The organism is Superficieibacter sp. BNK-5, assembly GCF_047456055.1.
Classification (GTDB): Bacteria; Pseudomonadota; Gammaproteobacteria; order Enterobacterales; family Enterobacteriaceae; genus Superficieibacter.
Window position 1 is genome coordinate 4,118,960 of the sequence record NZ_CP179893.1, and the last position, 15,788, is coordinate 4,134,747.

A 15,788-nucleotide genomic window follows, 5' to 3' on the forward strand; every position below is an offset into this window, starting at 1 on the left:
GCGCCGGAGCAAATGTGGTACACTGCGCACCCGTTTTTTTCTCTGGTGTGCGCCGTGTCTACCCATTCTGTCTTCTTCCCTGATGAATTTCTGACGCAAATGCGGGCGATCATGCCTGCGCATCTGTCATTCGATGATTTTATAGCTGCCTGCCAGCGCCCCCTGCGCCGCAGTATCCGGGTAAACACGCTTAAAATTTCCGTGGCAGATTTTCTGATGCTGGTTGCGCCGTACAGTTGGCAACTAACGCCGGTTCCCTGGTGCGCAGAAGGTTTCTGGATCGAGCGTGAGGATGAAGACGCATTACCCCTCGGCAGCACGGCAGAGCATCTCAGCGGGCTGTTTTACATTCAGGAAGCCAGCTCAATGCTACCTGTCGCGGCCCTTTTTGCTGATGGCGCAGCACCGATGCGCGTCATGGACGTTGCCGCCGCACCAGGTTCTAAAACTACGCAGATCGCGGCCCGGATGAGCAATCAGGGCGTCATTCTGGCAAACGAGTTTTCTGCCAGCCGGGTGAAAGTGCTGCATGCCAACCTCAGCCGCTGCGGCATTAGTAATGTCGCCCTGACCCATTTTGACGGGCGCGTCTTTGGTGCCGCCCTGCCGGAAGCCTTTGATGCCATCCTGCTGGATGCACCCTGCTCTGGTGAAGGCGTGGTACGCAAAGATCCGGATGCGTTAAAAAACTGGTCCCCGGACAGCAATCTCGATATCGCCGCCACCCAGCGCGAGCTAATAGAAAGCGCGTTTCATGCTCTGCGCCCCGGCGGCACGCTGGTTTACTCCACCTGCACCCTGAACCCGCAGGAGAACGAAAACGTGGTGCAGTGGCTGCTGGCGCGCTTTCCACAGGCCGTCGAGGTTGCCCCACTGGGCGATCTTTTCCCTCAGGCCACAGATGCACTTACCCCGGAAGGTTTTCTGCACGTCTTCCCGCAAATTTTTGACTGTGAAGGCTTCTTTGTCGCCCGGCTACGTAAAACCGCCGCCATCGAGGCACTGCCTGCGCCAGGGTATAAAGTAGGCAAATTCCCTTTTATACCGATGAAAACTCGCGAGGCCGCGCAGGCGATCGATGCCGCCAGCAGCGTTGGTCTTCACTGGGGCAACAGCCATAAACTGTGGCAACGCGATAAAGAGATCTGGCTTTTCCCCGTCGATGTAGAATCCATGTTGGGTCAGGTCCGTTTTTCACGCATCGGTCTTAAGCTTGCCGAAACTCACAATAAAGGGTTTCGCTGGCAGCATGAGGCGGTTATTGCCCTCGCCGACCGCGAAAAAATGCCGTTTGAACTCACCGCAGCAGAAGCTGAAGAGTGGTATCGCGGTCGGGATGTTTATCCGCAGCACTCCCCGACCACAGCCGATGTGCTGGTGACATTTCAGGGTTTCCCGCTGGGGCTGGCGAAAAAAATCGGGTCGCGTTTGAAAAACAGTTATCCTCGTGAGCTGGTGCGCGACGGGCGATTGTTTGCAGCCAGCTCGTGACGAGACGCAGAGATTAAGCATCTTCTGACTGGCTATTTTAGTGCCGTTGACTACGCTAAAAGATGGGCGGCAGAACTGGTCGTACCACGTTTTTAGCGGATCAACGGAGAGCAATATGACGAAAACCAATGTGCGTATCGGTGCCTTCGAGATTGAAGATGCTGAACTGAAAGGGGATGTCCAGGGTGAGCGAACGTTAGTGATCCCTTGTAGCTCAGACCCGGATTTATGTATGCAGCTCGATGCCTGGGATGCCGATACCAGCGTTCCGGCTATTCTTGACGGGGAGCATTCCGTTCTTTATCGCGAGCATTATGATCAACAGACCGATTCATGGGTAATGCGTCTTGCCTGACCCATAATGAACCCGTCCATGAGGCGGGTTATTTATTCTCTGACCTTTCCCCCGCATCGTTTCATCCCCTACACTTAGTTTATATTTTGCAGGCCTGAGGACAGGATGTACGCACTGGTATTGTTTATTTGTTATCTGGATGGCGGCTGTGATGACATCGTGGTAGATGTCTACAATACCGAGCAGCAATGTATCGTGGCAATGCACGATCAGCGGCTGCGCCACGGCGGGTGCTATCCCGTAGAAGAATTCATTGATGGTTTCTGGCGTCCGGCTCAGGAATATAGCGACTTTTAATTGTCTCTTCCTCCCCGCTTTTCACTCCGGGTCATTTACTGGCCCTCTCTGATAGTGTGCTCAACGCCGCTATGCGCGCAGATACTCATTGCCTTCTGGCTATAAAAAATGGCTAATGTGCCGAAAAAGAGTAGACGCACGTGGGGCCGAGTATGCTATGGTTTACACCGAATACAGAAAATCCAGGCGATTTTCAGGGCATTTAGAGGGACGGTTCAAAAAAGCCCGGCGTATTCAACCAGATAAAAAGAGACCGAATACGATTCCTGTATTCGGTCCAGGGAAATGGCTCTTGGGATAGAGCCGTGCGCTAAAAGTTGGCATTAATGCAGGCTTAGTCGCCATGCCTTATAAGAATAGTTGACCGTGCCAGGTTTTCCAGTCTGCCGCAAAAACGACCAGAAAAAGCCCCTGTCATCAGCGTCAAAAAAGAAAAAAACCGCAGCTTTTCATAAAGATAAGCATGCGGTTTTTTTACTGGAAATCAGGCAGATATTTCCCGTTACTGGCAGAGTTTTTGTGCTCGTTCAATAAACGGAGCCAGACTCATTTTTTGCCCTGGATGTTTCGGGTCGTCAATTTGAATCACGCTTAACGGTTGCCCGCTCATCTTACCGGCTTTGATCTGCTGCTCAGCAACATCGTTCAGCGGATATTGCACCAGCGTCGAAGGGTTAATGACGACCAGCGCATTGCCAGGTCGGCACGTCAGCATCACTTCTTCACGATCGAACGCCCATTTATCTTTACCTATATCAAAACGGCTGACGGTAATCAGACCGGGCGCAGCCAGCGCCGCGGCTGACGTCGCCAGTAAAACAGCAGAGATCACAATTTTTTTCATAGTTTTCGCCAGGTTATTCAAAAAGGTTCCCATGTCGAGAACACGCTAACGGTAACCAGCACCAGTGCGCCGAGGACCATTTCAGCGTGAGTCATACGAATAAAAAAAGTCTGTACCCGCGCGTTATCACGCTTCATTCTGGGTACCAGAACATAACGGTTCACCAGCGCAATAGCCACCATCAGCACGACAAGCGCACATTTCAACAACACTGCGCGACCATAGTCTGACGCGCTTAGCAACGTACCCTGCACAAGCCAGGCGTTGTTAACGCCGGTAAGCAGCACCCCCGCCACCGCCAGATGCCCATAGCGCGAAAAGCGCATCATGGTATAGATAGCGGGCTGCCGCCAACGCCCGTTCGCCAGGCGCAGGCAATACACAAAAGGCAACAACCCGCCGAGCCAGACTGAGGCACACACTAAATGCAGCGCATGATTTGCCCGATGCAGCAGTCCGGTCACCCCGCTGTGCATCGCCGTGTGGCCGGTACTTGCCTGCAGAATTAACTGGGCGCAGAGCAGCACTAACAATAAAGCAAGTTTGCGCCGGGGCCGCATTACGGCAATTGCCAGCGTTACCCCGCTCAGCACAATTTGCCAGAGCCAGATATTACCAAACCGGGTGCCAATCACCGCCCACCAAACGTCGGGCCGCCAGACATCCGGCCAGCCGCCGGCCATCATGCCTCCCTGCACCATTAATAACAGCAGCGCGGTTATCGCGTTAAACGCAAGCAGAAGGCGGATCGGTAAACGAAAACGGCGGGCGAGGCGCTGGCGGATTGTCTCGTGGGCCAGCCACGCGCTGAAGAACGCCCAGCCAGACGCCAACATCAGCGCCGTAAAGTGTAAAAAACGCAGCCCAACCCACGCCAGGTCCAGCATTTATTTCACGCTAAAGTGATATTGCCCCTGCGTCTTATGCCCGTCGACGGACACGACATGCCAGTCAACGGTATACTGCCCCGGTTTGAGCGGCTGATTCAGCGGAACAATCAGCTGGGTTTGATCTTTTTCATTACGCTTTGCTTTACCGGTGTCGATAACCGCTTGCGCCGGTCCGGTTAACGTTACGCCGCTGAAGCTGGCTTCCACGCCTTCAGAGAAATTAAGCGTCAGCGCCTGCGGTGCTGCGGCAACCTCCGCATCGGCAGCCGGATATTGATGTTTAAGATGGGCATGAGCCAAAACAGCAGGTGATGTTAATACTATCGCCAGCATAAGCACAGTGTTACGCACAGAAGTGGTGGTAAAGGCCATTATGCCATTCCTTTTTGTTATGTAATTGCATCAAAGAATAACGCTGTATAATGCCTTAGTCGAGAATAGTCATCGGCAGGCTTGTTATTCTGCGGCAGTCTTAGTAACTTTTGCGTGTTTGAAAAAGGAGAGACCGATGCAAACCAATCTGGCCCAGCTTTCCCAGCAGGAAATGGATAAAATCAACGTTGACCTGGCGGCCGCTTCCGTGGCGTTTAAAGAGCGCTACAATATGCCGATCGTTGCCGAAGTGGTGGAGCGAGAGCAGCCCGAACATTTACGCGACTGGTTTCGCGAACGGCTGATCGCCCACCGCCTTGCGTCCGTCAATTTGTCTCGCTTGCCGTGGGAACCCAAAGCAAAATAAGCGCGATTTTTTATGCTAATTCAGGAGTAAACCATGCTGCGCGTTATTGATACCGAAACCTGCGATTTGCAGGGAGGAGTGGTTGAAATCGCTTCGGTGGACGTGGTGGATGGAAAGATCACCAATCCCATGAGCCATCTGGTTCGCCCGGATCGCCCCATCAGCCCGCAGGCAATGGCTATCCACCGGATCACTGAAGCGATGGTCGCCGACAAGCCATGGATTGAAGACGTTCTGCCGTTTTATCAGGGTAGCACGTGGTATGTCGCGCACAACGCCAGTTTTGATCGCCGGGTATTACCCGAGATGAACGGTGAGTGGATTTGCACTATGAAAATGGCGCGTCGCCTGTGGCCTGGGATTAAATACAGCAACATCGGTCTGTATAAATCGCGGAATCTGAGCGTGCAGACACCGGCGGGACTGCATCACCACCGTGCGCTGTATGATTGCTATATCACAGCCGCGTTGCTTATCGATATTATTAACACTTCGGGGTGGACGCCGGAAGAAATGGTCGAAGTGACCGGGCGTCCGGGGCTTATTTCAACGTTCAGCTTCGGAAAATATCGCGGTAAACCGGTCGCTGAAGTCGCCAAGCGCGATCCGGGCTATCTGCGCTGGCTGTTCAATAATCTCGACCGAATGAGTCCGGAAATGCGCCTGACGCTCAAGCACTATCTCGACAAAGCCTAACGCTCTGCTTTTCCGGGCAGCGTGCCCTGGGCGAGAGCGATGAGGAACGTGTACTCCATAGCGACACCCTCATAGCTCTTAAAGCGCCCGGACTTGCCGCCGTGCCCGGAGTCCATATCAGTACATAGCAGCAGCAAATTTTCATCGGTTTTCAACTCGCGCAGCCGCGCCACCCACTTGGCCGGTTCCCAGTACTGCACCTGTGAATCATGCAGCCCCGTTGTCACCAGCAAATGCGGATAGGCCTTCACGTCGACATTGTCGTAAGGGCTGTAGCTTTTCATATAGTGATAATACGTTTCGTCTTTCGGGTTGCCCCACTCTTCAAACTCACCGGTGGTGAGCGGGATAGATTCATCCAGCATGGTGGTCACTACATCGACAAACGGCACCTGAGCAATCACCCCGCGAAACAGGTCCGGACGCAGGTTAATGGCCGCGCCCATCAGCATACCGCCCGCACTGCCCCCCATGCCAAAACAGTATGTCGGGTCGCCGTAGCCCTGTCTGAGCAACGCATCGCAGACATCAAGGTAGTCGTTAAAGGTATTTTTCTTTTTCAGGAATTTACCTTCTTCGTACCACTGCTGCCCCAGTTCACCGCCGCCGCGTACATGCGCAATAGCGAAAACAAAACCACGATCAAGCAGGCTCAGGCGGCTACTGCTGAAATCGGCATCCATACTGGTCCCATACGAACCGTAGCCGTAGACCAGAAGCGGATTTTTACCTTTGCGGAAATGCTGCCGGTGATAAACCAGCGACACAGGGACTTCTACGCCATCACGCGCGGTGATCCACAAATGCTCGCTGCGATAGAGGCTACTGTCAAAACCAGCCACCTCTGATTGCTTCAATACCTGACGTTCGCCAGTATCCATATCCAGTTCAAACAGCGTATCGGGCGTGGTCATTGATGAATAGCCATAGCGCAGACGTGACGTTTCCGGCTCCGGATTGTAAGCCAGCCAGGTGACATACGCCGGATCGTCAAAGGCGATGCCGGTCACTTCCCGGGTTTTACGATTAATTTGCCGCAGGCTGGTCAGCCCTCGCTGGCGCTCCTCCACCACCAGCCAGTCGGTAAAGAGGGTAAATCCCTCCAGCATGATGTCTTCCCGCGCCGGGATCAGCACTTCCCATTGCCGTTCATCACGCACGCGACTGCGGTAAAGACCGAAGTTTTTACCCTCGCGGTTCGAGCGAATATAAAATTTATGCTGATAATGATCGATGCTGTATTCGTGATCTTTGCGGCGCGGCAGAAAAGGTTGAGGCTGCGCGTCAGCCAGCGACGCGTCCAGCAGCAAAATCTCACTGGTGGTGGCGCTGGAGAGATAAATCACGATGAAATGCTGCGAGGTGGTTTTATGCAGGCCGACGTAAAAGGTTTCATCGTGCTCTTCGTAAATCAGTTCGTCCGATGCCGATGAGGTTCCGACCATATGTCGCCAGACCTGGTACGGCAGCAGCGTGACCGGATGTTTACGCACATAATAAAGCGTCAGCGAATCGTTGCCCCAGACGAAATCGGGGGAGATGTTATCCAGCAATTCCGGATACCAGTTACCGGTTTGCAGATTACGCAGACGCAGGCCGTATTGACGGCGCGATAAATAATCTTCCGCCAGCGCCATGATGGTATTATCCGGAGAAACCGCCATGCCACCGAGCGTGTAAAACTCGCTGTGCGCCGCGCGTTTATTAGCATCCAGCAGTAGCTCCCACTCATCCCATTCCGCAAGCAGTACCGACTGACGCTGATAGATAGCGTATTCACAACCAGGTTCGTAAATATGCCGGTAACGATAGCCGTTTCGGGTCCAGGGAGCAGAAACCTCACGCTGCGGAATACGCGCGACAATTTCCTGCAAAATGCGATCCTGAAGCCCCTGCTGCGAGGCCATCACCCGATGACCGTAGCTATTTTCCTGTTGAAGGTAATCAAGGACCTCAGGATTTGAGCGCGTGTCATCGCGCAGCCAATAGTAATCATCGGTGCGCGTGTCGCCGTGAAGGTTCATGTTGTGCGGTATACGTCTGGCTTTTGGTGGCATAGCTCGGTTCTTTTGCGTTTTACATCCTATAAGGGTGGCAAAAGACGCCAGCGATGCAAGCGAAACGCCGGCACTTTCCGCACGAATTACTCAGGAAGCGCCTGTTTTTGCTGCTTAAGATCCTGTTCCACCCCGTTACGCACCTCCTGAGGTATTTTCAGTGCATCACCGAGGGCACTAAGATAGCTACGCTCCATAAAATGATCGACATCGATAGCCGCACAACTGAGGAAGTATAACTCGAGGGCTTCTTCTTCATTCGGCACATCACGTGCTAGTCGCTGCGGATCAAGAGGCTGGTCCATGGCTTGTACCACCAGCGCTCTACCCTGCTCTTCGACACCCGCTTCACGCATCTGCAGCTCAATAGCCTCCCGCTCGCGGTCGTCAATATGCCCGTCGCTCTTAGCGGCAAATACCAGAGCCAGAATGAGTCGCTCCGTCCGCTTATCCAGCGGTGTGCTTTGCCTGCCGTACTGCGGTTCTTCCTGATGCGCTTCGCGGATCTTATCTTTGTATTTATTCCATAACACGGTCCCGGCAACTGCGCCGCCGCCCATTAACAACGCGCCAGATCCATATTTACTGAGAAGTTTACGAGATGATTTATTACCGACCAGCAGACCGGCAAGGCCGCCAAGCGCACCGGGTACCAGGAGCTTGTTCAGCCCCTGGGCACCAGAGGAGGAGGAAGAGACGCCATTTTGCGCCAGGAGAGACTGTAGCTGATTAAGCCAGTTTGCCATACGGATGATCCCTTCAGTTACCTGATAACGATAAGTTCAGAGTAAGCGAAGGGACGTCAGAAATTGTCAAGCCGCCAAAAAGTGCGCAAATTACTGTCGACTACCGGCTCTGATAGCTGGCACTGCCTGCGGCGCAATCAACCTGCACAAGATAGTGGATATCTGCACTCTTACCCCGAACAGTGATCGGCACTTTCCACTTGCCTTTCTCACCCTTGATTTCATTGTTGTCTACCCACACCACCGGATCGGCCTGGCCGATTTTCTGCCGATCTTCAGCCCAGCGGACAATGCGGTTTTGCTGATAGTCACGTTTCACGCTTGCCGCGATACCATCCGCATCCAGCTTTTCACAGTTGGGAAATTTAACCGTCTTTGAATGCGGATCCTGACTTACCGCATGCACTGATGCACTCCCGGCCAACAGTAGCAGACAGAAAAACGCTCCACGCTTATTCATTGTTTTCTCCTTAAGACCCATTGTTACATTGGGGTTAAAGAAAAAGCATGGTACAAAACGGCGGGAGTGCAAGTGGCTATTACGCTGCTTTAGTCCGTTTCGCGGGCGCATCCTCAGTCACGGCTTTTGGCGCAGGTAATTTTCCCGCCTTCAGCAGATTAGCGAGAACATCTTTTTGTTCGGCAAGCCACATCGCCATGCTTTCGCGTTGCTCGTCTTCCAGCGTTACCGGCGACTGGCCAAGCCAGTTGCCCAATACTTCCGCCAGATCGAGCATTTTGTCATAGGCATCGGCTTCCTTTTTGCTGGCAAAAGACATTTTTTCCTCACCTTCACGGATCACAACGTATTTAACTTCAACCGCCATTTTTGCAGCCCCATATCACTGTAATTTTATACAGTATAGCACCTCACTTTTAGTGAATCAATTGGTGAATAGCATCCCGGCAAAGACAGACGCAAACGTTTTCGTTTATACTGCGCACAAATGCGTTGAAGGGAAAAAGTGATGATTGTATTAGGTACCGCGCTGCGCCCGGCAGCCACCCGCGTGATGTTATTAGGCTCCGGCGAATTAGGAAAAGAAGTGGCGATTGAATGTCAGCGCCTGGGACTGGAGGTGATTGCGGTTGATCGCTACGCCAACGCCCCCGCGATGCACGTCGCACACCGTGCGCACGTCATTAATATGCTGGACGGTGAGGCGCTGAGGGCGCTGGTCGAAGCCGAAAAACCGGATTATATCGTGCCGGAGATTGAAGCCATTGCGACCGATATGCTGATTGAACTGGAGCAGAGCGGAAAGAAAGTGGTTCCCTGCGCCCGCGCCACGCAGTTGACGATGAATCGCGAAGGTATCCGTCGGCTGGCGGCGGAAACGTTATCGCTTCCCACCTCGGCGTATCGTTTTGCCGATAATGAAGAAAATTTTGTGCAGGCCGTGCGCGAAATCGGCCTGCCCTGCATTGTAAAACCGGTGATGAGTTCGTCTGGTAAAGGGCAATCTTTTATTCGTACTGAAGATCAGCTCAGCGACGCCTGGCGCTATGCCCAACAGGGGGGGCGTGCCGGAGCGGGACGTGTCATCGTTGAAGGGGTGGTGAATTTTGATTTTGAAATCACCCTGCTGACTGTGAGCGCGGTGGATGGCGTCCATTTCTGTGCGCCTGTAGGGCACCGCCAGGAAGATGGCGATTATCGCGAATCATGGCAACCCCAGCAGATGAGCCAGCTTGCGCTGGAGCGGGCGCACACCATCGCCCGCGAGGTGGTGCTGGCGCTCGGCGGTTTTGGTCTGTTTGGCGTGGAGCTTTTTGTCTGCGGCGACGAGATCGTCTTCAGCGAGGTTTCACCGCGTCCGCACGATACCGGGATGGTGACGTTAATCTCCCAGGATCTGTCAGAGTTTGCCCTGCACGTTCGCGCTTTCCTCGGCCTGCCGGTGGGCGGCATCCGTCAGTATGGCCCGGCAGCGTCGGCGGTGATCCTGCCGCAGTTGACCAGCCAGAACATTACGTTTAGTCACGTTGAGGAAGCCACCGGCGCAGGCTTGCAGGTGCGTCTGTTTGGTAAGCCGGAGATTGAAGGCACGCGTCGTTTAGGCGTGACGCTGGCAACCGGTGAGAATGTTGAAGACGCCATCGCACGGGCAAAAACGGCGGCGGCAAAAATCAAGGTAGCGGGATAAAGAAACGGGCGCGTAAGCGCCCGTCATCGTTGACTTACTGCTTCGCGCCTTCAACGGCTTCACGCGCCAGTTTGGTAATGCGGTCATAATCACCCGCTTCCAGCGCATCCGCCGGCACCAGCCAGGAACCGCCAATACACAGCACGCTTTTCAGTGCCAGGTAATCACGGTAGTTAGCCGGAGAAATACCACCTGTCGGGCAGAAACGGACCTGGGAGAACGGGCCAGCAATAGCCTGCAGCGCTTTCGTGCCGCCGTTAGCTTCCGCCGGGAAGAATTTAAATTCTTTCAAACCGTAGTCCATCCCCAGCATCAATTCAGAAACGGTGCTGATCCCCGGGATCAGCGGAATCGTTCCTTCGGTTGCCGCTTTCAGCAGCGGCTCGGTCAGGCCGGGGCTGATGGCGAACTGCGCGCCTGCCTCGGTCACTTCTGCCAGTTGCTGTGCATTCAATACGGTACCGGCACCGATGATGGCATCCGGGACCTCTTTAGCAATGGCGCGGATAGCATCCATCGCACACGCGGTACGCAGCGTCACTTCCAGCACGCGCACGCCGCCTGCAACCAGCGCTTTCGCCATCGGGACAGCGTGTTCCAGCTTGTTCACTACGATAACCGGTACAACCGGACCGGTGGTCAGGATTGCTTCTGCACTTGTTTTCCAGTTTTTCATCAGACTTTTTCTCTCGCCAGAATTACAAATTTATCATCTTAAAAAGTGATGCAGGTTGCCCCCTGCTCGGCACCGGATAGCTTCTCACGCAGTGCACTAAACAGTTCACGCCCCGTCCCCACACGCAGTGCGCTCAGGTCAGGAATATGCGGCTGTCGGCTCGCAAGTTCCTGTTCATCGACCAGCAGCGTCAGCTCGCCCGTCTGTCCGTTCACGCGGATCATATCGCCATCACATACTTTTGCCAGCAGTCCACCGTCATACGCTTCCGGCGTCACATGAATGGCCGAGGGCACTTTACCCGACGCGCCAGAAAGGCGGCCATCGGTCACTAACGCAATTTTGAAACAGCGGTCCAATAATACACCAAGTGGCGGCATAAGTTTATGTAATTCTGGCATGCCGTTCGCTTTCGGTCCCTGATGGCGAACCACCACAACGCAGTCCTTATCCAGAAGACCAGCTTCAAAAGCAGGCAGCACGTCATGCTGACTTTCAAAAACCACGGCTGGCGCTTCAATGACCTGATTTTCAACCGGCACTGCAGACGTTTTCATTACCGCACGTCCCAGATTGCCGCTCATCACTTTCGTGCCGCCATGCTGAGAAAAGGGCTTATCAATGGAGGCAATAATGCTGGCGTCCAGCGAAGCCTCTGCGCCTTCCCGCCATTCCAGCTTACCTTCGTTAAGCCACGGCTCCAGCGTATAGCGAGAAAGTCCAAAGCCCGCGACGGTGTTGACATCCTCATGCAGCAAACCGCCTTTCAGCAGTTCGCGGACCAGCACCGGCACGCCACCTGCGGCCTGGAAATGATTAATATCTGCCGGACCGTTAGGATACAACCGCGCCATCAGCGGCACGATGGCGGAAAGATCGGAGAAGTCATCCCAGTTAATGAGAATGCCTGCCGCCCGCGCCATCGCCACCAGATGCATGGTGTGGTTGGTAGAACCGCCTGTTGCCAGCAACGCCACAATCCCGTTGACCACTACCTTTTCGTCGATCATTTTACCCAGCGGCATGTATTCCGCGCCGTTACTGGTCAGACGCGTCACCTGCCGCGCGGCGGCAGACGTTAACGCTTCGCGCAGGGGAGCATCGGGCTGAATGAATGAGGAGCCGGGTAATTGCATCCCCATAAACTCAATCACCATCTGATTGGTGTTCGCCGTACCATAAAAAGTACAGGTGCCTGGCGCATGATATGACGCAGCCTCTGACTCCAGCAGCGCCATCCGGTCAACCTTACCTTCGGCATAAAGCTGGCGGATCCTGACTTTTTCTTTATTTGGCAGACCGCTGGCCATCGGCCCCGACGGAATAAACACCGACGGCAAATGACCAAAAGAGAGCGCCGCCATCGCCAGACCGGGAACAATTTTGTCGCACACGCCAAGCCATAGCGCACCGTCAAACATGTTATGCGACAGCCCTACCGCCGCCGACATAGCAATGACTTCACGGCTCAGCAATGAAAGCTCCATCCCGTCCTGGCCCTGCGTGACACCGTCACACATTGCCGGTACGCCACCCGCCACCTGCCCGACCGCATTCGCCTCGTGCAGCGCCTTGCGCAGAATCTCCGGGTAGTGTTCATAGGGCTGATGTGCTGACAGCATATCGTTATAGGAGGTGATGATGGCAATGTTATTGCGCAGCATACTTTTTAAGGACGCTTTGTCATCCGGCTGGCAGGCGGCAAAACCATGTGCCAGGTTGCCGCAGGCCAGCGTTGAACGTTGTACGGTACTGCTTTTGGCCGCGTCAATGCGATCGAGATAGGCAGAGCGTGTCTTATGTGAACGTTCAATAATTCGTTTTGTTACCCGTAACAAATCAGGATTCATAAAAGCTCCTTAATATTTAATCTTGTTAGCGGCGCCGTAAGCGGATTTTCACTACGTGATAAATAGCATATCGGCAGGGCTAGCGCAGCTCAGAGGTAAATTACTGGGAGTAGTGTAATAAAAAAAGCCCTGCGGGGAAATCCACGCAGGGCTTAAATGTTCGAAAATCGCCGACAATCTGAGTTAGATCATGTTACCGGTAAAATAACCCCCAAGGATTATTCGAACTCGTTCCAGGAACGACCATCACGGGTGATCATCGCGACCGAAGCAACCGGCCCCCAGGTGCCCGCCTGATACGGTTTTGGTGCATCCTGATCGGCAGCCCAGGCTTCGGTAATAGAATCCACCCATTTCCACGCCTCTTCCACTTCATCACGACGCACAAACAACGCCTGAATCCCGCGCATGGTTTCCAGCAGCAGGCGTTCATACGCGTCCGCCAGATGCGTTTCGTTGAAGGTTTCGGAATAGCTCAGGTCAAGCTTGGTGGTTTGCAGGTTATGCTTGTGATCCAGGCCCGGTACTTTGTTGAGGATCTGGATATCGACCCCTTCGTCCGGTTGCAGACGAATAGTCAGCTTGTTCTGCGGCAGTTCCTGCCACGACTCTTTGAACAAATTGAGTTCCGGATTTTTAAAATAGACCACCACTTCAGAACATTTGGTCGGCAGACGTTTACCGGTACGCAGATAGAACGGCACGCCTGCCCAACGCCAGTTGTCGAGGTCGACGCGGATCGCCACGAACGTTTCCGTATGGCTGGATTTATTCGCGCCCTCTTCTTCCAGATAACCCGGTACTTTTTTGCCCTGTGCGAATCCGGCGGTATATTGACCGCGCACCGTTTTTTCGCGCACGTTGGTACGGTCAATGCGACGCAGTGACTTCAGCACCTTCACTTTCTCATCACGAATGCTGTCCGCGCTCAAATCGGCTGGCGGCGACATCGCTATCATGCACAGAATTTGCAGCAGATGGTTCTGGATCATATCGCGCATCTGACCGGCCTGATCAAAGTAGCCCCAGCGGCCTTCAATCCCCACCTCTTCCGCCACGGTAATTTCAACGTGGTCGATGGTGCGATTATCCCAGTTATTTACAAAGAGCGAGTTGGCAAAGCGCAGCGCCAGCAGGTTAAGTACCGTCTCTTTACCGAGGTAATGGTCAATACGATAGACCTGGCACTCTTCGAAATACTCACCGACCTGGTCGTTGATATCGCGAGAGGTTTCCAGCGAGGTGCCCAACGGCTTTTCCATCACCACGCGCGCCGGTTTCGCATTTAACTTCGCCTTGCCCAGCCCTTTACAAATGGCACCAAAGGTATCCGGCGGCATAGCAAAGTAGTTAATCGTGACGCGATTTTCCTGATCCAGCATTTTCCCCAGACGGGAAAAAGCCGCCGTATCATTGACATCCAACGTGCAGAAATCCAGACGGGCGCTGAGCTTATCCCACAGGCTCTCATCGATTTTTTCTTTCATGAAGGTTTCCAGCGCCTCACGGACAACGCTGGTATAAGCTTTTTTATTCCAGTCCGCCCGTCCTACGCCCAGAATACGGGTGTCATCATGAATTTGGCCTGCTTTTTCGAGCTGATACAGGGAAGGCAGCAATTTGCGACGTGCCAGATCACCTTTCGCCCCGAATATGACCAAATCACATGCATGAGCCGTTTGCGTTACCGCCATGTCATTCTCCTCAATTGGACATCCTGGTACTTATGCCAGGTCTTACTTGTAATTTTCTTACACTGCACTGTACTGTGTTTACCAATATCCTGAAACCCTTGCCCCCGGTAAGCGCCTGTAAAAGGCATAATTGGGAAAACGCGTGGGCTGCGCTTTAGGCATCTCCCTAATTTTGCTGTTACTTTTGCCCGGAATTGTGTGCCTGAAATCCGACCGCGATCATGTAATGAAAAAAAACAACACCATTTTGCTGTTGTTCTCCACCCTTCTCGAGGTCAGCGGGGTATATTCTTGCTCAAACACACGACAATTCTACTTATTAAGCGATCCTTTATCACCGTGAGCGCACTGTAAATAATGAATATGCTGGAAAAAATTCAGTCTCAACTGGAACACCTTAGCAAATCCGAGCGTAAAGTGGCGGAAATTATTCTCACCGCCCCTGCACAGGCCATCCATTCCAGCATCGCGGCGCTTGCGGTGGACGCCGGCGTCAGTGAGCCGACCGTCAACCGTTTCTGTCGCAGCATGGAGACCCGCGGCTTCCCCGATTTTAAACTGCATCTTGCGCAAAGCCTCGCTAACGGGACACCCTATGTGAATCGCAATGTGGATGAAGACGATAGCGTCGAGGCTTACACCGGGAAAATATTTGAATCGGCGATGGCGAGCCTCGATCATGTGCGTCAGTCACTGGATATGGCAGCCGTCAACCGCGCCGTCGATCTTCTGACCCAGGCAAAAAAAATCGCCTTCTTTGGGCTGGGTTCCTCCGCCGCCGTCGCCCATGACGCGATGAATAAATTTTTCCGCTTTAACGTCCCGGTCGTCTATACCGATGACATTGTTCTGCAACGCATGAGCTGTATGAATTGTAGCGATGATGACGTCGTAGTGTTGATTTCACATACGGGCCGCACCAAAACGCTGGTCGAACTGGCACAACTGGCGCGTGAGAATGACGCCATGGTCATTGCAATTACCTCTCCGGGCACGCCGCTGTCACACGAAGCAACCCTGGCTATCACCCTTGACGTACCGGAAGATACCGATATTTATATGCCTATGGTTTCCCGATTAGCGCAATTGACCGTCATTGACGTGCTGGCTACCGGATTTACCTTGCGTCGTGGGGCAAAATTCAGAGATAACTTGAAGCGTGTCAAAGAAGCGTTAAAAGAATCGCGTTTTGATAAAGCACTACACACTTATGGGGATCTTCCCAAGAAAACGATAACAAAGCTGTAACTTATTGCGTCATTCGGTTAAGTTCTTGCAGTGTTGTTTAAACGCAGAACCGCCGAAT

At 53.4% G+C, this 15,788-nt stretch carries 17 protein-coding genes; 7 read left to right on the forward strand and 10 right to left on the reverse strand.

The features are described from left to right. The first annotated feature begins 12 nt into the window (after positions 1–12). From rsmF to ACMGGS_RS19795, 3 genes are all read left to right on the forward strand, one after another. On the forward strand, positions 13–1,491 hold the full coding sequence (gene rsmF / locus ACMGGS_RS19785; protein ID WP_414164042.1) for a 16S rRNA (cytosine(1407)-C(5))-methyltransferase RsmF: 1,479 nt from the start codon (positions 13–15) through the stop codon (positions 1,489–1,491). A 115-nt stretch (positions 1,492–1,606) separates the two neighbouring features. After that, positions 1,607–1,846, forward strand: a complete 240-nt coding sequence (locus ACMGGS_RS19790; protein WP_194206617.1) for a YebV family protein — start codon at positions 1,607–1,609, stop codon at positions 1,844–1,846. A 105-nt stretch (positions 1,847–1,951) separates the two neighbouring features. Next, the gene (locus ACMGGS_RS19795) at positions 1,952–2,143 is read left to right on the forward strand and encodes a YebW family protein (RefSeq protein WP_194206616.1); all 192 of its coding nucleotides are present in this window, start codon (positions 1,952–1,954) and stop codon (positions 2,141–2,143) included. Between the two features lie 502 nt (positions 2,144–2,645). Here ACMGGS_RS19795 and ACMGGS_RS19800 read toward each other — a convergent pair. The 3 genes from ACMGGS_RS19800 to yobA are packed head-to-tail and all read right to left on the reverse strand — an operon-like array spanning position 2,646 to position 4,249. Beyond that, the gene (locus tag ACMGGS_RS19800; protein ID WP_414164043.1) at positions 2,646–2,987 is read right to left on the reverse strand and encodes a YebY family protein; all 342 of its coding nucleotides are present in this window, start codon (positions 2,985–2,987) and stop codon (positions 2,646–2,648) included. A 17-nt stretch (positions 2,988–3,004) separates the two neighbouring features. After that, positions 3,005–3,874: a copper homeostasis membrane protein CopD gene (copD, locus tag ACMGGS_RS19805; protein WP_414164044.1), complete on the reverse strand. Its 870-nt coding sequence runs from the start codon at positions 3,872–3,874 to the stop codon at positions 3,005–3,007. Further along, positions 3,875–4,249 carry a CopC domain-containing protein YobA gene (gene yobA, locus ACMGGS_RS19810; protein WP_414164045.1) on the reverse strand — a complete coding sequence of 125 codons (375 nt, stop codon included), beginning with the start codon at positions 4,247–4,249 and terminating at the stop codon, positions 3,875–3,877. It lies immediately after the preceding gene. A gap of 136 nt (positions 4,250–4,385) precedes the next feature. Between yobA and ACMGGS_RS19815 the strand changes: the two genes are divergently transcribed. Both ACMGGS_RS19815 and exoX read left to right on the forward strand, forming a co-directional pair. Beyond that, entirely contained in the window at positions 4,386–4,616 is a 231-nt protein-coding gene (locus ACMGGS_RS19815; RefSeq protein ID WP_176918866.1) for a DNA polymerase III subunit theta, read from the forward strand. A gap of 33 nt (positions 4,617–4,649) precedes the next feature. After that, complete coding sequence (gene exoX, locus ACMGGS_RS19820; RefSeq protein WP_414164046.1) at positions 4,650–5,312, forward strand: exodeoxyribonuclease X; 663 nt, start codon at positions 4,650–4,652, stop codon at positions 5,310–5,312. Here the strand turns inward: exoX and ptrB are convergent. The 4 genes from ptrB to ACMGGS_RS19840 all read right to left on the reverse strand — a co-directional run bounded on the left by ptrB (position 5,309) and on the right by ACMGGS_RS19840 (position 8,942). Next, positions 5,309–7,369: an oligopeptidase B gene (gene ptrB / locus ACMGGS_RS19825; protein ID WP_414164047.1), complete on the reverse strand. Its 2,061-nt coding sequence runs from the start codon at positions 7,367–7,369 to the stop codon at positions 5,309–5,311. The two genes, exoX and ptrB, sit on opposite strands and share 4 nt — an antisense overlap. An 86-nt stretch (positions 7,370–7,455) precedes the next feature. Further along, positions 7,456–8,115: a tellurite resistance TerB family protein gene (locus ACMGGS_RS19830; RefSeq protein WP_414164048.1), complete on the reverse strand. Its 660-nt coding sequence runs from the start codon at positions 8,113–8,115 to the stop codon at positions 7,456–7,458. 100 nt (positions 8,116–8,215) lie between these two features. After that, the gene (gene yebF / locus ACMGGS_RS19835) at positions 8,216–8,575 is read right to left on the reverse strand and encodes a protein YebF (RefSeq protein ID WP_414164049.1); all 360 of its coding nucleotides are present in this window, start codon (positions 8,573–8,575) and stop codon (positions 8,216–8,218) included. Positions 8,576–8,654: 79 nt separating this feature from the next. Beyond that, positions 8,655–8,942 (reverse strand): YebG family protein, encoded by a 288-nt coding sequence (locus ACMGGS_RS19840; protein WP_414164050.1) that lies wholly within the window; start codon positions 8,940–8,942, stop codon positions 8,655–8,657. A gap of 141 nt (positions 8,943–9,083) precedes the next feature. Here ACMGGS_RS19840 and purT point away from each other — a divergent pair, with 141 nt between their 5' ends. Then, positions 9,084–10,262 (forward strand): formate-dependent phosphoribosylglycinamide formyltransferase, encoded by a 1,179-nt coding sequence (gene purT / locus ACMGGS_RS19845; RefSeq protein WP_414164051.1) that lies wholly within the window; start codon positions 9,084–9,086, stop codon positions 10,260–10,262. 34 nt (positions 10,263–10,296) lie between these two features. On the opposite strand, the gene kdgA is transcribed toward purT, so the two are convergent. From kdgA to zwf, 3 genes are all read right to left on the reverse strand, one after another. Then, positions 10,297–10,938, reverse strand: coding sequence for a bifunctional 4-hydroxy-2-oxoglutarate aldolase/2-dehydro-3-deoxy-phosphogluconate aldolase (gene kdgA / locus ACMGGS_RS19850; RefSeq protein ID WP_194206609.1), 642 nt, complete (start codon positions 10,936–10,938; stop codon positions 10,297–10,299). Positions 10,939–10,976: 38 nt separating this feature from the next. Further along, complete coding sequence (edd, locus tag ACMGGS_RS19855; protein ID WP_414164052.1) at positions 10,977–12,788, reverse strand: phosphogluconate dehydratase; 1,812 nt, start codon at positions 12,786–12,788, stop codon at positions 10,977–10,979. 218 nt (positions 12,789–13,006) lie between these two features. Then, complete coding sequence (zwf, locus tag ACMGGS_RS19860; RefSeq protein WP_414164053.1) at positions 13,007–14,482, reverse strand: glucose-6-phosphate dehydrogenase; 1,476 nt, start codon at positions 14,480–14,482, stop codon at positions 13,007–13,009. 357 nt (positions 14,483–14,839) lie between these two features. Here zwf and ACMGGS_RS19865 point away from each other — a divergent pair, with 357 nt between their 5' ends. Beyond that, entirely contained in the window at positions 14,840–15,730 is an 891-nt protein-coding gene (locus ACMGGS_RS19865; protein ID WP_414164054.1) for a MurR/RpiR family transcriptional regulator, read from the forward strand. Positions 15,731–15,788: the final 58 nt, after the last annotated feature.